The organism is Rhodoblastus acidophilus (assembly GCF_025961575.1).
In the GTDB taxonomy this organism is placed as follows: Bacteria; Pseudomonadota; Alphaproteobacteria; order Rhizobiales; family Beijerinckiaceae; genus Rhodoblastus; species Rhodoblastus acidophilus_C.
Window position 1 is genome coordinate 55,342 of sequence record NZ_JAOQNX010000009.1, and the last position, 17,708, is coordinate 73,049.

At 64.5% G+C, this 17,708-nt stretch carries 16 protein-coding genes; 13 read left to right on the forward strand and 3 right to left on the reverse strand.

Features of this window, described 5'->3' with window-relative positions:
* The first annotated feature begins 170 nt into the window (after positions 1 to 170).
* From M2320_RS08180 to bfr, 10 genes are all read left to right on the forward strand, one after another.
* Positions 171 to 3,479: an efflux RND transporter permease subunit gene (locus M2320_RS08180; RefSeq protein WP_264596851.1), complete on the forward strand. Its 3,309-nt coding sequence runs from the start codon at positions 171 to 173 to the stop codon at positions 3,477 to 3,479.
* Positions 3,480 to 3,599: 120 nt separating this feature from the next.
* The gene (locus M2320_RS08185) at positions 3,600 to 4,406 is read left to right on the forward strand and encodes a hypothetical protein (RefSeq protein ID WP_264596852.1); all 807 of its coding nucleotides are present in this window, start codon (positions 3,600 to 3,602) and stop codon (positions 4,404 to 4,406) included.
* Between the two features lie 117 nt (positions 4,407 to 4,523).
* Complete coding sequence (locus M2320_RS08190) at positions 4,524 to 5,009, forward strand: NAD(P)H-dependent oxidoreductase subunit E (RefSeq protein ID WP_264596853.1); 486 nt, start codon at positions 4,524 to 4,526, stop codon at positions 5,007 to 5,009.
* Positions 5,006 to 6,565 carry a formate dehydrogenase beta subunit gene (locus tag M2320_RS08195; RefSeq protein WP_264596854.1) on the forward strand — a complete coding sequence of 520 codons (1,560 nt, stop codon included), beginning with the start codon at positions 5,006 to 5,008 and terminating at the stop codon, positions 6,563 to 6,565. Before M2320_RS08190 ends, M2320_RS08195 begins: the two co-directional genes overlap by 4 nt.
* Before the next feature lie 9 nt (positions 6,566 to 6,574).
* On the forward strand, positions 6,575 to 9,409 hold the full coding sequence (fdhF, locus tag M2320_RS08200; RefSeq protein WP_264596855.1) for a formate dehydrogenase subunit alpha: 2,835 nt from the start codon (positions 6,575 to 6,577) through the stop codon (positions 9,407 to 9,409).
* Positions 9,396 to 10,229 carry a formate dehydrogenase accessory sulfurtransferase FdhD gene (gene fdhD / locus M2320_RS08205; RefSeq protein WP_264596856.1) on the forward strand — a complete coding sequence of 278 codons (834 nt, stop codon included), beginning with the start codon at positions 9,396 to 9,398 and terminating at the stop codon, positions 10,227 to 10,229. Before fdhF ends, fdhD begins: the two co-directional genes overlap by 14 nt.
* The gene (locus M2320_RS08210; protein WP_264596857.1) at positions 10,226 to 10,462 is read left to right on the forward strand and encodes a formate dehydrogenase subunit delta; all 237 of its coding nucleotides are present in this window, start codon (positions 10,226 to 10,228) and stop codon (positions 10,460 to 10,462) included. Before fdhD ends, M2320_RS08210 begins: the two co-directional genes overlap by 4 nt.
* A 281-nt stretch (positions 10,463 to 10,743) precedes the next feature.
* Entirely contained in the window at positions 10,744 to 12,393 is a 1,650-nt protein-coding gene (locus M2320_RS08215; protein ID WP_264596858.1) for an OFA family MFS transporter, read from the forward strand.
* A 301-nt stretch (positions 12,394 to 12,694) separates the two neighbouring features.
* Positions 12,695 to 12,913, forward strand: a complete 219-nt coding sequence (locus M2320_RS08220; protein WP_264596859.1) for a (2Fe-2S)-binding protein — start codon at positions 12,695 to 12,697, stop codon at positions 12,911 to 12,913.
* A 101-nt stretch (positions 12,914 to 13,014) separates the two neighbouring features.
* Positions 13,015 to 13,491, forward strand: coding sequence for a bacterioferritin (gene bfr / locus M2320_RS08225; protein ID WP_184425106.1), 477 nt, complete (start codon positions 13,015 to 13,017; stop codon positions 13,489 to 13,491).
* Positions 13,492 to 13,503: 12 nt separating this feature from the next.
* Here the strand turns inward: bfr and M2320_RS08230 are convergent, their stop codons facing one another.
* The 3 genes from M2320_RS08230 to M2320_RS08240 all read right to left on the reverse strand — a co-directional run bounded on the left by M2320_RS08230 (position 13,504) and on the right by M2320_RS08240 (position 15,276).
* On the reverse strand, positions 13,504 to 14,043 hold the full coding sequence (locus M2320_RS08230; protein ID WP_264596860.1) for a YceI family protein: 540 nt from the start codon (positions 14,041 to 14,043) through the stop codon (positions 13,504 to 13,506).
* Between the two features lie 80 nt (positions 14,044 to 14,123).
* Positions 14,124 to 14,687, reverse strand: a complete 564-nt coding sequence (locus M2320_RS08235) for a cytochrome b (protein WP_264596861.1) — start codon at positions 14,685 to 14,687, stop codon at positions 14,124 to 14,126.
* Between the two features lies 1 nt (position 14,688).
* Positions 14,689 to 15,276, reverse strand: coding sequence for a YceI family protein (locus tag M2320_RS08240; protein WP_210304215.1), 588 nt, complete (start codon positions 15,274 to 15,276; stop codon positions 14,689 to 14,691).
* Between the two features lie 118 nt (positions 15,277 to 15,394).
* Here M2320_RS08240 and M2320_RS08245 point away from each other — a divergent pair, with 118 nt between their 5' ends.
* The 3 genes from M2320_RS08245 to M2320_RS08255 all read left to right on the forward strand — a co-directional run bounded on the left by M2320_RS08245 (position 15,395) and on the right by M2320_RS08255 (position 17,634).
* Positions 15,395 to 16,288, forward strand: coding sequence for a LysR family transcriptional regulator (locus M2320_RS08245; RefSeq protein ID WP_264596862.1), 894 nt, complete (start codon positions 15,395 to 15,397; stop codon positions 16,286 to 16,288).
* A 159-nt stretch (positions 16,289 to 16,447) separates the two neighbouring features.
* A complete protein-coding gene (locus tag M2320_RS08250; RefSeq protein ID WP_184425096.1) occupies positions 16,448 to 16,786 on the forward strand; it encodes a cupredoxin domain-containing protein in 339 nt (112 codons plus the stop codon).
* An 11-nt stretch (positions 16,787 to 16,797) separates the two neighbouring features.
* Positions 16,798 to 17,634, forward strand: coding sequence for an FTR1 family iron permease (locus M2320_RS08255; RefSeq protein ID WP_264596863.1), 837 nt, complete (start codon positions 16,798 to 16,800; stop codon positions 17,632 to 17,634).
* Positions 17,635 to 17,708 lie beyond the last annotated feature (74 nt).

Here is a 17,708-nt window from a genome sequence, read left to right on the forward strand (position 1 = left end):
GTCATGGCCGGGCTTGTCCCGGCCATCCACGCCGGCATGGAGGGAGGCGCGCGGACAATCGGAGACGGCGCTCCGGTCCATTCTGCAATGTGGAAGCAACGTCCCGGCGTGGATGCCCGGGACGAGCCCGGGCATGACGTGCGTGTTGTGAATGGGGCGCCCGGAAAAAAATGAACATCTCCGCCCCCTTCATCCGCCGCCCCGTGGCGACCATCCTGCTGACGCTGGGCATTGCGCTCGCCGGCGCGATCGCCTTTTACCTGCTGCCGGTGGCCCCGCTGCCGCAGTTCAACATCCCCACCATCACCGTCAACGCCAGCCTGCCCGGCGCCAGCCCGGAAACCGTCGCCAACACCGTCGCGGCGCCGCTCGAGCGCCACCTCGGCCAGATCGCCGACGTCACCGACATCGTCTCGCAATCGAGCCTCGGCCAGACCCGCGTCACCCTGCAATTCAACATCCGCCGCGACCCCGACGGCGCCTCGCGCGACGTGCAGGCCGCCATCAACGCCGCCCGCGCCGACCTGCCCACGGCGCTGCGCTCCAACCCGACCTACCGGAAATTCAACCCGGCGGACGCGCCGATCCTCATCCTCAGCCTGAAGTCGAAAACGCTCACCAGAGGCCAGCTCTACGATCTCGCCTCCAACGTTCTGCAGCAGCGCATTTCGCAAATCCCCGGCATCGGCCAGGTGCTGATCGGCGGCTCGACGCTGCCGGCCGTGCGCGTCGAACTCAACCCGCAAGCCCTGTTCAAATATGGCATCGGCCTGGAGGACGTGCGCGCGGCGCTCGCCTCCGCCAACGCCAACGCGCCAAAAGGGGTGATCGAGCAAGGGCCGCGCTCCTACCAGATCTACACCAACGACCAGGCCTCGCACGCCGTGGACTATCGGCCGCTGGTGATAGCCTATCGCAACGGCAATGCGGTGCGGCTCTCCGATGTCGCCGAGGTCGTGGATTCCGTCGAGGACCTGCGCAACGCCGGTTTCGCCGACGGCGTCCCCGCCATTCTCGCCATTCTCACGGCCGAGCCCGGCGCCAACATCATCGCCACCGTCGATGCGGTCAAATCCGAACTGCCGCGCCTCGCCGCGGCGCTCGGCGGCGATGTCGTATTGAACACGGCCATGGACCGCTCCGTCACCATCCGCGCCTCGCTGAAGGACACGGAAATCTCGCTGGTGATCTCGATCGCGCTGGTGACCCTGGTCGTCTTCCTGTTCCTGCACAATGGCCGGGCCACGCTGATCCCGAGCATCGCCGTGCCCGTGTCGATCGTCGGCACATTCGCCGCCATGTATCTGCTCGGCTACAGCCTCAACCTGCTGTCGCTGATGGCGCTGACCATCGCCACCGGCTTTGTCGTCGACGACGCCATTGTCGTGGTCGAAAACATCGAGCGCCATCTGGAGCGGGGCATGCCGCCGCAACAGGCGGCCTTGCTCGGCGCGCGCGAGGTCGGCTTCACCGTGCTGTCGATCACCCTGTCGCTGATCGCGGTGTTCGCGCCGATCCTGTTCATGGGCGGCATCATCGGCGCGTTCTTCCGCGAATTCGCCATGACGCTCACGGTGGCGATCATGATCTCGCTGGTGATTTCGCTCACCACCACGCCAATGCTGTGCGCGCTGCTGCTGCGCCGCCGCCGCGTCGAGAGCGAGGGCGCCTGGGTCGCCCGCCTGCAGAACGCCTTCGCCGCGACCCAGGCTTTTTACGGCCGCACCCTGCTGGTGGCGCTGCGCCACCCGAAATTGATCCTGCTCAGCCTGGTCCTGGTGGTCGTCGCCAATGTCCAGCTCTACAAGCACATTCCCAAAGGCCTGTTTCCGCAGCAGGACACCGGCCGCCTGATCGGCCGGCTCGAGGCCGACCAGAGCATTTCCTTCGCCGCGATGAGCGCCAAGCTCGAAGAACTGATCCGCGTGGTGAAGGCGGACCCCGACATCGAAACAGTGGTCGGCTTCACCGGCGCCGGCAGCGGCGGCGGCTTTGGCTCCGTCAACACCGCCACAGTCTTCGCCGCCCTGAAACCGCTGGGCGAGCGCCATCTCACCGCCGATCAGGTGATCGCGCGGCTGCGGCCCAAGCTCAACCACGTGCCCGGCGGCCGGCTCTATTTCTTCCCCGCCCAGGACCTTTCGCGCGGCCCCCGCAGCTCGTCGGCGCAATTCCAGTACACGCTCGGCGCCGACAATACGGCGGACCTGCAGGAATGGTCGCAAAAACTCGTCGACCAATTGCAGAAACGCGGCCGGCTCAAGGACGTGACCTCCGACCAGCAAACCAAGGCGCTACAAACCGATCTGGTGATCGACCGCGACGCCGCCGCGCGCTACGGCATCACGCCGGCGATGATCGACAACACGCTCTATGACGCGTTCGGCCAACGCCAGGTCTCGGTGATTTTCGCCGCGATCAACCAGTATCACGTCGTCATGGAGATCGACCCGCGCTACACCCAGCGCCCGCAAATGCTCGACGAAATCTACATTTCGACGGCGGGCGGCGCGGCCAGGGGCTCGGCGACCACAAACCTGCCCTCGGGCGCGGTGACCCAGTCGGGCGCGAGCGCGACGACGGCGGGCTCGGCGAGCTTGGATTCCGCGCGCAACGCCTCGACCAATGCGCTGGCCGCGAGCGGCAAGAGCTCGGCTTCAGCCGGCGCCGCCGTCTCCACGGCCAAGGAGACGATGATCCCGCTTTCGGCCATCGCCCATTTCGAGCGCGGCAACACGCCGCTGTCGGTCAACCACCAGGGCGGCTTCGTCACCACCACGATCAGCTACAATCTCGCGCTCGGCGACAGCGAATCCGACGCGGCCGCGGAAATCCGCGCGGCGGCGGCGGAAATCCACATGCCGGCCAGCGTCCACGAGGTCACCAACGGCGCCAACGCCATGTTTGCGGAAAGCTTTTCCAACATGCCGCTGCTGCTGGCGATCGCCATCCTGTCGATCTACATCGTGCTCGGCATTTTGTACGAAAGCGCCATCCATCCGATCACCATTCTCTCCACCCTGCCCTCGGCGGGCCTGGGCGCGCTGATCGGGCAAATGGCGTTCGGCATCGAATTCACCGTGATCTCGGCCATCGCCGTGGTGCTCTTGATCGGCATCGTGAAGAAGAACGCGATTCTGATGGTGGATTTCGCCATAGACGCGCGGCGCGAGCGCGGCATGTCTCCATTTGAGGCGATCTATGAAGCCTGCCTGATGCGCTTCCGCCCGATCATGATGACGACCTTTGCCGCCGTGCTCGGCGCGGTGCCGCTGGCGATCGGTTTTGGCGAGGGCGGCGAGGTGCGCCGGCCGCTGGGCGTGTCGATCGTCGGCGGCCTGCTGGTGTCGCAAATCCTGACGCTCTACACGACGCCAGTGATTTATCTCTATCTCGACCGTTTTAGCGTGTGGATGGAGCGCAAGCGGGCGGCTTGGAGTCGGCGGGGTCCGCGCGCCGCCGAAAACCCTGCGGAATGACGGCAGAGCCAACGAAAAGGTGATCGTCGCCGCGGCGCGCCGCCGCTTGACTTAAGGGCACCTCAAGGCAAACTTTTCCAGCAATTTCCCCAAATTTATTTCCTATCGAGAGCCCTCCCGATGAACGAACAGGCTCATTTCGACAACGCGGCCCACAGCGACGCCACCGAAAAGAAACCAAAGACAGCCCTTAACTTGACGACATTCATCGCCGTCACGTCATTCGTGATCTCGATGTACAATTTCTACATCACCTCGATCAAGCGCACGGAGGCGCTGGTCGTCTCCCAAGATGGACTTGGCGAGTACATCTCACTGCGAAAGGACGATCTTCGGATTTCAACAAAATACTTATCCCACGTCAATTTCGCCAATGCCGGAAATCGGAATCTGGTGATCGATGCGGTCTCGCTGGTGGTGTTTCAGCCGGGCTCCACGAATTATGAGCCCTATCCCCTTGAGCAATACACGCAAGCGGCCGACACCGCGAAACCTTGGACGAACCGGTTCGACAATGAGAGATGCGTCGGCGACATGTCGGTGGTCCAACTGGATATCGCGCCCTTCACGGTCAGGGCGGGTGAAATCGAAATCCGAAATTTCAACCTGGGCGCCGGAATAGAAATTCACAAGCAAATCAAGCCGCCGCAGGTCACGATCAATGGAGACGAAGGACAAAAACGCCCCGTCGCCACCTTGACCTTAACCGACCAGAACAAGGCGCAAGCCAACGCACAATTCGTCTATTGCATCATGATCCGGTTGCGTAACCCCGATGGACACACCTTTCCCCTGACGCGACCACTGTGGAAGGCGGAATTCAAGCTTCCCCCCGATTCCGACCTGCTGGAGCCCGGCCCCTTCGATTGGCTGCCGGGCCTGGACCGCAGGGTTTTCGAGCGTACGCGTTTCAGTTTGCTGGACTAACCATTTTTGATAGCCTCCATCTATCACCTCTTCCAAAAAATTCATTTGCGCAAAACGAACCTTTGCGGTCACACTCCGGTTCAATCTGCAAAACCATAAAAAATGCAGGAAACAGGGATGGAAAAACTGCCGGCGTGGGACGAACCGCGCGCGAGAGCGCTGATTCACGCAAAATCTGACCTCGAAGGACCGCTGCTGCCGATCCTGCACGATCTGCAGGAAACCTTCGGCTATGTCGATCCGCGCGCGGTGGCGATCATCGCCGGCGCGCTCAACATTTCCCGCGCGGAAGTGTTTGGAACCCTCAGCTTCTACAAGGATTTCAAGAAGCAGAAGCCGCTGGGGCGCACCATAAAACTCTGCCTCGCCGAAGCCTGCCAGGCGCGCGGCGCCGACGCGCTCGCGGACCGCTTCGAACAGAACACCGGCTGCAAGATCGACGGCGGCTATCACGAGGGCGTCGAGGTCGAGACCGTCTATTGCCTCGGCAATTGCGCGCTCGGCCCCAACGCCCTCTACGACGGCGAGATTTTTGGCGCGCTCACCGACGAGTCGCTGGCCGCCCTGCACGCCCGCGCGCGGCGCGAAGGAGCTGCGTCATGACGACCCTCACTGTCTATATTCCCGCCGACGCCGCCGCGCTGTCGCTCGGCGCGGATCGGGTGGCGACCGCCTTGCGCCATGAGGCGCAGGCCCGGGGCATCGCCCTCGACATCAAGCGGGTCGGCTCGCACGGCATGTTCTGGCTGGAGCCGCTGATCGAGATCGAGACGCTGAAAGGCCGCATCGGCTTCGGGCCCGTGCGCCCCGAGGACGTCCCGTCCCTCTTCGAGTCGAACGCCTTCGCCGGCGGCGAACATCCGCTCAAACTCGGCCATGTCGCCGACATGGTGTGGATGCTGCGCCAGCAGCGCCTGTCCTTCGCCCGCATCGGCATCGTCGATCCGCTGTCACTCGACGATTACCTGCAGAAGGATGGTTTCAAGGGCCTGCGCAAAGCCCTGCAAATGTCGCCCGCGGAAGTGGTGGCGGAAGTCCACGCCTCCGGCCTGCGCGGGCGCGGCGGCGCCGGCTTTCCCACCGGCGTCAAATGGAAAACAGTTCACGACGCCCAGGCCGACCGCAAATATGTGATCTGCAACGCCGACGAAGGGGATAGCGGCACATTCGCCGACCGCATGATTTTCGAGGGCGACCCATTCATGCTGATCGAAGGCATGGCGATCGGCGCCTATGCCGTCGGCGCCGACAAAGGTTTTATCTATCTGCGCTCCGAATATCCGCATGCGGCAAAAGTCATGGCGCGCGCCATCGAACTGGCGGAACAGGCGGGCTGGATCGGCGACAATGCCTTTGGCCCTGGAAAGCATTTCCATCTGGAACAGCGCATCGGCGCCGGCGCCTATATCTGCGGCGAGGAAACCGCGCTGATCGAAAGCCTGGAAGGCAAGCGCGCGCTGGTCCGCGCAAAACCGCCGATCCCGGCGCTGCACGGCCTGTTCGGCCGTCCGACCCTGGTCAACAACGTGCTGTCCTTCGCCGCCGTCCCCTTCATCCTCGCCGAGGGCGGCCAGGCCTATGCCGATTTCGGCAGCGGCCGGTCGCGCGGCACCTTGCCGGTTCAACTTGCCGGCAACATCAAGCGCGGAGGGTTGATCGAACTCGCCTTCGGCATCACATTGAGGGAGATCGTCGAAGGTTTCGGCGGCGGCACGGCCTCGGGACGCCCGATCCGCGCCATCCAGATCGGCGGCCCGCTCGGCGCCTATATCACCGAAAGCCAGCTCGATCTCGAAATGGACTATGAGGTGCTCGCCGCCAACGGCGCCATGCTCGGCCATGGCGGCATTGTCGTCTTCGACGACAGCGTCGACATGGCGAAAATGGCGAAATTCGCCATGCGTTTCGGCGCCGAGGAAAGCTGCGGCAAATGCACGCCCTGCCGCATCGGCGCGACCCGCGGCGGCGAGGTCGTGCAAAAGATCATCGAGGGCGAGCGCGTCGCGCAAAATATCGCGCTACTGCGCGACCTCTGCGACGTGATGACGGCGGGATCGCTCTGCGCCCATGGCGGACTGATCCCGAATCCCGTGCTCTCCGCGCTCAATCGTTTCCCGGAAGATTTCGCCCCCGCCGCGCACAAAAACGCCGCCGAATAGGAGCGTTCCATGTTGATCAAGGAACTGGACACCGGCACGCCGATCCGGACCCATGCCGAAACCGTCACCCTCACCATCGACGGCGAGCAGGTCACCGTGCCCAAGGGAACTTCGGTGATGGCCGCCTCGACCCTACGCGGCGTCAGCATTCCCAAACTCTGCGCCACCGACTCGCTCGAAAGTTTCGGCTCCTGCCGCATGTGCATGGTGGAGATCGAGGGGCGGCGCGGAACGCCGGCCTCCTGCACCACGCCGGCGGAAAACGGCATGGTGGTCCACACCCAGACCGAACGCCTGGCGAAGCTGCGGCGCGGCGTGATGGAGCTTTATATCTCCGACCATCCGCTGGATTGCCTGACCTGCGCCGCCAATGGCGATTGCGAATTGCAGGACGTCGCGGGCGAAGTCGGCTTGCGCGAAGTGCGCTACGGCGACGGCGCCAACCATTTGAAAGACGTGAAGGACGCGTCCAACCCTTATTTCACCTACGATCCCGCCAAATGCATCGTCTGCTATCGCTGCGTCCGCGCCTGCGAGGAGGTGCAAGGCACATTCGCGCTCACCGCCAGCGGACGCGGTTTTGACAGCCGCATCGCTTCCGGCCCCACCGATTTCCTCTCCAGCGAATGCGTCTCCTGCGGCGCCTGCGTGCAGGCCTGCCCGACCGCGACGCTGATCGAAAAGAGCGTGATCGCCGAGGGCCAGCCGGAGCACTCGAAAGTCACCACCTGCGCCTATTGCGGCGTCGGCTGCTCGTTCAAGGCGGAAATGCGCGGCGAAAAGCTCATTCGCATGGTCCCGTACAAGCAGGGCCACGCCAACGAGGGCCATAGCTGCGTCAAAGGCCGCTTCGCCTATGGCTACGCGACCCACAAGGATCGCAAGACCAAGCCGATGATCCGCGCAAAGATCACCGACCCCTGGCGCGAAGTTTCGTGGGAAGAGGCCATCGCCCACACCGCGTCCGAGTTCAAGCGCCTGCAAGCGAAATACGGCCGCGAATCCGTCGGCGCCATTTCGTCGTCACGCTGCACCAACGAGGAAGTTTACGTCCTGCAAAAGCTGGTGCGCGCGGCGCTGCGCAACAACAACATCGACACCTGCGCCCGCGTCTGCCACTCGCCCACCGGCTACGGCCTGTCGGTAACGCTCGGCACCTCCGCCGGCACGCAAGACTTCAAATCGGTCGACGAAGCCGATGTGATGCTGCTGATCGGCGCCAATCCGACCGACGCCCATCCGGTGTTCGGCTCGCGGATGAAGAAGCGCCTGCGCCAGGGCGCCAAGCTGATCGTCATCGATCCCCGCGCCATCGATCTCGTGCGCACGCCGCATGTGCAAGCCACGCATCATCTGGCGCTCATGCCCGGAACCAATGTCGCGGTGGTCAATGCGCTGGCGCATGTGATCGTCACCGAGGGCCTGCTCAAGGAGGATTACATCGCCGCCCGCTGCGACCGCGACGCCTTTGAATCCTGGGCGCGCTTCATCGCGCTCGAGCAAAATTCGCCTGAATATACCGAACAATTCACCGGCGTTCCCGCGTCAGAAATCCGTGCGGCGGCGCGGCTCTACGCCAGCGTGAAGAATGCGGCGATCTATTATGGCCTCGGCGTCACCGAGCACAGCCAGGGCTCGACCACGGTGATGGCGCTGGCGAATCTCGCCATGGCCACCGGCAATATCGGCCATGTCGGCGCCGGCGTGAATCCGCTGCGCGGCCAGAACAATGTGCAGGGCTCCTGCGACATGGGCTCGTTCCCGCACGAATTCCCCGGCTACCGCCATGTCGGTAACGAGTCTGTGCGCGCGACATTCGAACAGCATTGGCAAATCAAGCTCGACGACGAGCCGGGCCTGCGCATTCCCAATATGTTCGACGAAGCGCTGGACGGCGCCTTCAAAGGCCTGTTTGTCCACGGCGAGGACATCGCGCAATCCGACCCGAACACCAACCATGTCTCGGCCGCTCTGAAAAACATGGAATGCGTTGTGGTCCAGGACCTGTTCCTCAACGAGACCGCGAAATTCGCCCATGTCTTCCTGCCCGGCGCGAGTTTTCTCGAAAAGGACGGCACCTTCACCAACGCCGAGCGCCGCATCAACCGCGTGCGAAAAGTGATGACGCCTCTGTCGGGCAAGGACGAGTGGGCGGCGATCTGCGACCTTTCGACCGCGCTCGGCTATCCCATGAGCTACGCGCACCCTTCCGAAATCATGGACGAAATCGCCGCGCTCACCCCCACTTTCGCCGGCGTGAGCTACGCCAAGCTGGAAGAGCTGGGCTCGGTGCAATGGCCGTGCAACGAGGCCATGCCAAATGGCACGCCGATGATGCATGTCGAGCGTTTTGTGAACGGCGCCGGCAAATTCATGCTCACCGAATATGTGCCGACCAGCGAGCGCAGCGGGCCGCGTTTCCCGCTGATCCTCACCACCGGACGCATCTTGTCGCAATATAATGTCGGCGCGCAGACGCGGCGCACCGAAAACAGCGCCTGGCACGCCGAGGACGTGCTGGAAATCCACCCGTTCGACGCGGAACAGCGCGGCATTCTGGATGGCGAACTCGTCTCCGTCGCCTCGCGCGCCGGCGACGTGGCTCTGCGCGCAAAAATCAGCGAACGCATGCAGCCCGGCGTGGTCTACACCACCTTCCATCATCCGGGTTCGGGCGCCAATGTCGTCACCACCGACAACAGCGACTGGGCGACCAATTGCCCGGAATACAAGGTGACGGCGGTGGAGGTGCGGCGCACCAACTCCCTTTCCGAATGGCAGCAGCGCAACGCCGACGAGGATTTTTCGCTGCGCCGCCTGGAGGTGGTCGATGCCGCAGAGTGATTTCGCCCTCGCGCACAACATGCCGACAAAAGTGTTCGAAGCCAACGGCTTCACCCACACCGGCGAGCGCGCGATCGCCGAGGAGACGCCGGTCAGCTTCTTGTTCGGCGGCGTGCCCTATGCCGTGATGATGGCGAGTCCCGGCGACACCGAGGATTTCGCTTACGGCTTCTGCCTCAGCGAAGGCTTGATCGACCGGGCCGACGAGCTGCGCGCGCTCGACGTGACCCGGCAAGGCCAGGGCCTCGCCGTCGACATCCGCCTCGCGCCCGAAAAAATGCGCGGGCATCTGGCGCGGCGCCGCGCCATTGAGGGGCGCAGCTCCTGCGGCCTGTGCGGCGTCGAAAGCGCCGACATGCTGCCGCAAGCGCGGCCCGTGGAAAAGGTCGCGCCGGTCGAGGCGCAGTCGATCTTCATGGCGCTGCGCCATCTCTCCGCAAATCAGCCGCTCAACGCCGCGACCCGCGCCGTTCACGCCGCCGCCTTTTGCGCCCGCGACGGTTCGATTCTGGCGGCGCGCGAGGATGTCGGCCGCCACAATGCGCTGGACAAATGCATCGGCGCGGCGCTGCGCGCGCGCCTCGATCCGCGCGACGGATTTGTCGTCGTCACCAGCCGCGCCTCCTTCGAAATGGTGGAGAAGACCGCCTTTTTCGGCGCTCCGCTGCTCGCCGCGATCTCGGCGCCGACCGGCCTCGCCATCGCCCGCGCGCAGGCGCTGGGATTGACGCTCGCGGCCATCGCCCGCGCCGACAGTTTCGCGGTCTTCGCAGGCGAAATCGCCGAGACCAATGCGCAGGAACACAGGAATGTTTCATGAGTGAAATTCACGACAGCGAAACCAAAATCCTGCGCATGGCCGTCCAGATCGCCGATTACTACAAGGCTTATGGCGGCATGGCGCCCGAGGCGATCGCCGGCCACATCAACAAATTCTGGACGCCGAAAATGCGCGAGGAATTTTTGTGCGCCGCCACCGGCCGCACGCTCGACCCGCCCCCGCTCGACGCCGCCCGCGCCCTGGTGAAGCGCAGAAAGGCGGAGGCGTTTTGATCCCCTGTCCCCGCGCGCAAATCGGGTGTTCCCGATTTGCGCCACTCTAAGCGACGAAGTCGGCAACAGCCGACTTCGTTGCGGGGAGAGGGTTAGGGTGAGGGGCTTGGGCGCGATCCTCGATGTCGTCAGGAAAGCTTGCTTGACGACATCGAAGCCAACGACCCCGCCCCTCTAACCCTCTCCCCGTAAACGGGGCGAGGGAGAAGGCCGAGGCCTTCGTAAAAAATCGAAATACGGACCGGACCCAAAAACAATCCGGCCGCATCTGGGAGGAAGCAATGACTGCGACGACACACGCTGGCGCCCCGCCGGCGCCGCACTGGCTTGACCGCGAGGCCACCGTGGCCAAGCCTGGGTTCAACCGCTGGCTGGTCCCGCCGGCCGCGCTGGCCATCCATCTCTGCATCGGCATGGCCTACGGTTTTTCCGTGTTCTGGCTGCCGCTGTCGCAATCCATCGGCGTCACCAAATCCGTCGCCTGCCCCGCGGACACCGGCCTGCTCACCGCCCTGTTCACCACGACCTGCGACTGGAAAGTGGCCGATCTCGGCTGGATGTACACATTGTTCTTCGTGCTGCTCGGCTCCTCCGCCGCCATCTGGGGCGGCTGGCTGGAGCGCGCGGGACCGCGCAAGGCGGGCCTGGTCGCGGCGTTTTGTTGGGCCGGCGGCCTGCTGCTCGGCGCGCTCGGCGTCTATTGGCACCAGCTCTGGCTGCTCTGGCTTGGTCCCGGAATCATCGGCGGCATCGGCCTCGGCCTCGGCTACATTTCGCCGGTCTCCACCCTGATCAAATGGTTCCCCGACCGGCGCGGCATGGCGACGGGCATGGCGATCATGGGCTTTGGCGGCGGCGCCATGATCGGCTCGCCCTTGGCCGCCATGCTGATGAACCATTTCAAATCGGCTGATGGCGTCGGCGTCTGGCAGACGTTTTGCGTGCTCGGGGGAATCTACTTCCTCTACATGCTCGGCGGCGCGCTGGGCTATCGCGTGCCGCCGCATGGCTGGCGCCCGGAAGGCTGGACCCCGCCGGTCCGCCGCAACAAGCTGATTTCCACCGGCAACGTCCATCTGCGCGACGCGCACAAGACGCCGCAATTCTGGCTGATCTGGCTCGTGCTCTGCCTGAACGTGTCCGCGGGCATTGGCGTGATCGGCATGGCCTCGCCCATGCTCCAGGAAATTTTCGGCGGCGGCCTGATCGGCAAGCCGGAACTGGGCTTCGCCGCCCTCGACGCCGCGGACAAGACGAAAATCGCGGTGATCGCCGCCGGCTTCACCGGCCTGCTCTCGCTGTTCAACATCGCCGGACGTTTTGTTTGGGCGTCTTCGTCCGACCATCTGGGACGCAAGGCGACCTATTTCATCTTCTTCGGCCTCGGCATCGCCCTGTACGCCGCAGCGCCGACGCTCGCGCACACCGGCAACAAAGCCCTGTTCGTGCTGGCGATCGGCGTGATTCTCTCAATGTATGGCGGCGGTTTCGCCACCGTCCCGGCCTATCTCGCCGACATTTTCGGCACGGCCTACGTCGGCGCGATCCATGGCCGCCTGCTCACGGCCTGGTCGACCGCCGGCATTGTCGGGCCCGTGGTCGTCAACTACATCCGCGAGTTCAACAAGGCGGCGGGCGTGCCGGCGGACCGTCTCTATGACGCGACGCTCTACATTCTTGCCGGCTTCCTCGTGGTCGGCCTGATCTGCAACGCTTTGGTGCGGCCGGTGAACCCCAAATATCTCATGCCCGAAACCGAGTCGGAAAAACTGGCGGCGGCGCAGGCGATTCCCTCGGGACCCCTGGGGACTTATGGCATCGGCGGCGGCGGATTCGGGATCAAGGCCGCGCTGGCCTGGAGCCTGGTCGGCGTTCCTCTGGCCTGGGGCGTCTGGCAGACGCTGCAAAAGGCGCTGGCGATCTTCCAATAATTTCAAGCCCGGAGGCGAACCCTCCGGGCGCCGCCCCGGGACGGAAGATTTTTATCTTTCCGTATCAATGCAGTAGCCCTCATCCTGAGGAAGCCGCAAAGCGGCTGTCTCGAAGGACGGGGGCGGTCCACGCGTCGGCCGGCAGTCTCGGGTCTTCCTGTCCTGCCCACAAAAACCCGCGTCAGGCGGCGTCGCGAAAGAGGCTTTTTAGAATTTTTCCAAACAACGCCATTTTCGTTTGCGACAAGCACGGCCGCTGGCATTGTTCTGGCGTTAACGAAGAAACGGCGAGGGTTCGGAATTGATCATCTGTTCCTGCAATGTCATCTCCGATCGCGACGTGCATGGCGCGTCCAAACCCTGCGGGGCGCCGGCCGAGCGCCCCGCCGATGTGTTCCGCGGGCTCGGCCGCTCCCCGAAATGCGGCAAATGCGTGCGCAACATCCGCGCGGCCCTGGACTCCCGCTGCTGCGGCGAAGAACATGCGGCGCGCGAGCCCGGCATGGAGGCTTGCGCCTGAGCAAAGCGACGCTTTCGCACCTAACGGCGCCGAAAATTCCCGCTTGCCGCGAATCTCGCAACCGATACACTGGCTTCGCACAATGATTGCAGGAGGTCAGCATGCGCGGCGACGCCAGAGTCATCGAATATCTGAACAGGGCCCTCCGCAGCGAACTGACCGCGATCAATCAGTACTGGTTGCACTACCGCATTCTCGACAATTGGGGTTATCGCGACCTCGCAAAGAAATGGCGCAAGGAATCCATCGAGGAGATGGAACATGCCGACAAGGTGACGGCGCGCATCCTGTTCCTCGACGGTTTTCCCAACATGCAGGAGCTGGACGCCCTGCGCATCGGCGAGAATATCGAAGAAATTTTGCGCGCCGATCTCGCGGCCGAAACCGACGCGCGCGCCCTCTATCTGGAGGCCGCGGCCTATTGCCTGTCGGTCAACGACCGCGTCACCCAAAACCTGTTCGAAGAGCTCACCCATGACGAGGAAGAGCACATCGACTTCCTGGAGACGCAGCTCGAACTGATCAAGCAGATCGGCGTGCAGCTCTACGCGCAAAAGCACATCGGCGAACTGTCCTGAGGCGGGGGCGGATCACTCCGCCCGTTCCGCCACCAGATCGACGTCGACGCCGACCTGAAACGCGACCCAGGAATCGCTGCTGTAATCGCCCTGCCCCACGCCAAACTCGTTGCGCAGCAGATCGGCATGCCCTTTCGCGCGCGCGGTTTTGCCGTTGATGTCGAGGGTGAAGGGCAGGACGATCTTTTTCGTCACGCCACGCAGGGTGAGATCGCCACGGGCCACAAACCCTTTTTCCGTGCGGGAAACCTCGGTGGCGACAAAGCTGGCGGTGGGCGTTTTCGCCACATCGAACCAATCCTTGTCCGGCAAGGCCCCGTCGCGCTGCCGGTCGCCGGTGGCGGCGCTGGCGAGATCGACGGAGACGGCGATCTTCGCCGCTTCGGGATGATCGGGGTCGAGGCTGATCTTGGCGTCGAACCGGGAGAAGGCGCCGGTGAACTTGTCGCCCATCTGCGTCCCGGTAAAGGTCAGGGCGCTCCCCGGCAAAATTTTCCATTCCGAAGCCTGCGCCGCCCCGGACAGCGCAAGCGCCATCAAGACCAGCCCCATCCTTCTCCCCTTGCGGGAGAAGGTGGCGCGAAGCGCCGGATGAGGGGTTCGTAAAGCGGCGCCCTGCATGACATCAATTTTCAACCGTCTTTCCTCCGAAACGAAAAGCCCATCCGCGCCAGCGGAACATCGCCCTTCACCGCATGGCGCACGGCGGCCCCAACATGGCCGAGGATGATCGCGATGAACACGAAGGCGCCGGTGTCATGGATCGCCTTGAGCAGCGGCTCCCAGGCCTTCTTGTCCGCAAGCGTCGAAAACCAGGGCAAATGCGGCCAGGGAATCGCGCCATAAAGCACGGTCGGAATGTTCAGCGGCGAGGCCGAAACCACGATCCAACCGCTGACCGGCACGGCGATCAGCAAGACGTAGAGCAGCACATGGACGCCATGCGCCGCCGCGCGCTCCCAGGCCGCCAGCCCGTCAGGCAGGGCCGGCGGGCGATGCGTCGCCCGCCAGACCAGCCGCAAAGCCACCAGCCCCAGCGCCGTCACCCCCAGACTCTTGTGGAGCTGGAACAGCGCGAACATGGTTTTCGGCGGCAGCGGCGCGTTCTTCATGTAAAGGCCGACGCCGATCGCCGCGAGAACGAACAAGGCGCTCAGCCAGTGCAGGACGACCGCGCCGCGCGAATAGCGATTCATCTCAGTTCGCGGCCTCGAAGGCGGCGTGGATGGTGAGCGTCACCTCGTCGCCGATCATCGGCGCATATTTGGAGACGCCGAATTCGGTGCGCTTGATCACCCCCGTCGCGTCGAAGCCGACCGTATAAACCTTCTTCATCGGGTTCAGACCGGCGCCGACAAAATGGGCGTGCAGGGTGACCGGCTTGGTGACGCCATGCAGGGTCAGCTCGCCGGCGATGTCGGCGGTCTCAGCGCCGGTCTGCGTCACCTTTTTGGAGACGAAGGTCGCCTTGGGGAATTGGGCGGCGTCGAGCCATTCGGGATCGCGCAGCTCGCCGGTGAGCTTGTCCACCGGCGTCGCCACCGTCCCGGTCGCGACGGACACTTCGAGCTGGCTGTTGAGCTGCTTGGCCGGGTCGAGCTTCAGCTTGCCTTCGACGCCGGAAAAGCCGCCGGAAAAATTCGACAGACCGAAATGCGAGACCGAGAACAGCACCTGGCTGTGGGCGGAATCGATCGTGTACTCACCCGCTTTCACGGATTTGGCGCCGTCGGCGAGAGCGGGCGCGGCGGCGAGCACAGCGGCGGCGAAAACAAGGGCTTTCATGGACCTCTCCAAAATTGCGGCGGTGAACTCCGCCTTGGCTATGAAAGCAAAATGCCGGCTTGCGGCCCCTCCGTCCAGCCGTTACTTTGCGATAAATTCCATCGGAATCTCAGATAGAATGCGCGACCGCTTCTCCCTCGACCAGATCAGAGTTTTTGTCGCCGCCGCCGAACACGGCTCGTTTTCCGCCGCCGCGCGCAAGCTCGGCCGCGCCCAATCCGCCGTCAGCGACCTGATCCGGCGGCTGGAGGAGGAAACCGGCGTCGCCCTGTTCGACCGCACCACGCGCTCGCCGACGCTCACCGGCGAAGGCAAGCTGCTGCTCGCCGACGCCCGCGCCATCGCCGCCGCCGCCGACAAGCTGCATTTTCGCGCCACCGGCATGAAAAAGGGGGTGGAGGCCGAGCTCTGCGCCGTCATGGACGTCTACTTTCCCGTTCAGGCCATGGCGGAGGCCGCCGCCGACTTCCGCGACGCCTTTCCCGCGACGCCGCTGCGGCTCTATGTCGAGGTTCTCGGCGGCGCGCTCAGACCGGTGCTCGACGGCCGCGCCAGTTTCGCCGTGGTCGGCCCCACCCCCATTCCCGGCGATTGCGCCAGCGAGCCGCTCTATGGCGTCGAAATCGTCATGGTGGCGGCGCCCACCCATCCGCTCGCCCGGATCGAGGGGCCGATCACCCGCGAACATCTCGCCGCCGAGGTCCAGCTGGTGCTCACCGAACGTGACAGCGCCGCGCCCGAGCGCGAATATGGCGTGCTCTCGCCCACCACCTGGCGGCTCGCCGACCTCTACGCCAAACAGGCGTTCCTGCTCAGCGGCCTGGGCTGGGGCTCGATGCCCCGCCACGCCATCGCCCGCGAGCTTGAGGAAGGCCGGCTGAAAATCCTGGAGATCGCCGACGCGCCGGCGGCGCGAAGCCCGCCGATGAGCGTGGTCTATCGCGCCGCCTCGCCCCCCGGCCCCGCCGGACGCTGGCTGATCGAGCGCCTGCGCCATGCAGATCGTTTTTGAACCATTCTAAACTACGCACATTCAATTGCCGGGCGGCTTTCCGGCTGCGACAAGTCTGACGCGTCGACGCGATCTCTCTCCTCCGCGTCGCCGTTTGCCCCACAGCGCGGCGGCGTGTCGCCCCCGTCGCCGCGCTCACCCGGACCCCAGGAGCCGAACGTGCGAAAAATCCTTCTCACCGCGTTCACGCTGGGCTTCGCCGCCCTGTCCGGCGCGGCGCTGAACGCCGCCGAGGAGACCGTCTTGCGTCTGACCCTCGAAGACGGCAAATTCGCGCCCGCCGAATTACGCGCTCCCGCCAACAGGGCGTTCACCCTCACGGTGCGCAATGCCGGCAAAGCCGCAATGGAATTCGAAAGCAAGGGACTGAAGCTCGAAAAGGTCATCGCCGCCGGCGCGGAACAGAGCTTGCACGTCCGACCCATGAAGCCCGGCCGTTACGCCTTCGTCGACGAGTTCAACGAAGACGTCGCCAAGGGCGCCCTCATCGTCGAATAGGACTGAACAAAATGCTCGGCGCGCTCATCATCGTCTTTCGCGAGGTCATCGAGGCCGGCCTGATCGTCGGCATCGTGCTGGCGGTTACAAGGGGCGTGCCGCGCCGCGGCTTTTTCGTCGCCGGCGGCGTCGCCGCGGGCGTGCTCGGCGCCTGCCTGCTCGCCATTTTCGCCAAGGAGATCGCCGGCGCGCTCGAAGGCATGGGCCAGGAGCTGTTCAACGCCGGCGTGCTGATTCTCGCGTCCTGCATGCTCGCCTGGCACAACATCTGGATGGCGAGCCACGGCCGCGAAATGGCGGCGGAGCTGCGCGGCGTCGGACAGGAGGTCGCCGAGGGCGGCAAGGATTTGACCGCGCTCGCCATTGTCGTCGCCGTCGCCGTGCTGCGCGAGGGCTCGGAAGTCGTCCTGTTCCTCTATGGCGTCGCCGCCTCCGGCAAGGAGACGGTCGGCGCCATGCTGGCGGGCGGCGCGGCGGGCGTGGCGCTGGGCGCGGCCCTGTCCGCCCTGATGTTCTACGGCCTGGTCAAGATTCCGGCCAAAACCCTGTTCGGCGTCACCACTGCGCTGATCACCTTTTTGGCTGCCGGCATGGCCTCGCAAAGCGTGGTCTATCTCCAGCAGGCGGGGCTGGTCGAGGCCTGGTCGCGCACGCTCTGGAACACCTCCGCCCTCCTTCCCGACGACAGCATGATCGGCCGCGTGCTCCACGTGCTGTTCGGCTATGTCGACCAGCCCTCGGGGATGCAGGTGGCGGTCTATCTGGTGGCGCTAATCGGGATTTTCCTCGCCACCCGCGCGGCGGCGCCGAAGCCGCCGGCGCCGAGCCTGAAAGTGGCGAAATCTTGACGCGCATCATGGCGTTTCGGTGACGCCAGGCGTTCACTCGTGGATGGAAGCCCCTTTCGCCGCGGCGAACGAGT

Bases quoted from the DNA above. Each gene is read 5' to 3' on its own strand.
- M2320_RS08180 (WP_264596851.1), top strand. From the start codon at position 171: ATGAACATCTCCGCCCCCTTCATCCGCCGCCCCGTGGCGACCATCCTG.
- M2320_RS08185 (WP_264596852.1), top strand. From the start codon at position 3,600: ATGAACGAACAGGCTCATTTCGACAACGCGGCCCACAGCGACGCCACC.
- M2320_RS08190 (WP_264596853.1), top strand. From the start codon at position 4,524: ATGGAAAAACTGCCGGCGTGGGACGAACCGCGCGCGAGAGCGCTGATT.
- M2320_RS08195 (WP_264596854.1), top strand. From the start codon at position 5,006: ATGACGACCCTCACTGTCTATATTCCCGCCGACGCCGCCGCGCTGTCG.
- fdhF (WP_264596855.1), top strand. From the start codon at position 6,575: ATGTTGATCAAGGAACTGGACACCGGCACGCCGATCCGGACCCATGCC.
- fdhD (WP_264596856.1), top strand. From the start codon at position 9,396: ATGCCGCAGAGTGATTTCGCCCTCGCGCACAACATGCCGACAAAAGTG.
- M2320_RS08210 (WP_264596857.1), top strand. From the start codon at position 10,226: ATGAGTGAAATTCACGACAGCGAAACCAAAATCCTGCGCATGGCCGTC.
- M2320_RS08215 (WP_264596858.1), top strand. From the start codon at position 10,744: ATGACTGCGACGACACACGCTGGCGCCCCGCCGGCGCCGCACTGGCTT.
- bfr (WP_184425106.1), top strand. From the start codon at position 13,015: ATGCGCGGCGACGCCAGAGTCATCGAATATCTGAACAGGGCCCTCCGC.
- M2320_RS08230 (WP_264596860.1), bottom strand. From the start codon at position 14,043: ATGGGGCTGGTCTTGATGGCGCTTGCGCTGTCCGGGGCGGCGCAGGCT.
- M2320_RS08235 (WP_264596861.1), bottom strand. From the start codon at position 14,687: ATGAATCGCTATTCGCGCGGCGCGGTCGTCCTGCACTGGCTGAGCGCC.
- M2320_RS08240 (WP_210304215.1), bottom strand. From the start codon at position 15,276: ATGAAAGCCCTTGTTTTCGCCGCCGCTGTGCTCGCCGCCGCGCCCGCT.
- M2320_RS08245 (WP_264596862.1), top strand. From the start codon at position 15,395: ATGCGCGACCGCTTCTCCCTCGACCAGATCAGAGTTTTTGTCGCCGCC.
- M2320_RS08255 (WP_264596863.1), top strand. From the start codon at position 16,798: ATGCTCGGCGCGCTCATCATCGTCTTTCGCGAGGTCATCGAGGCCGGC.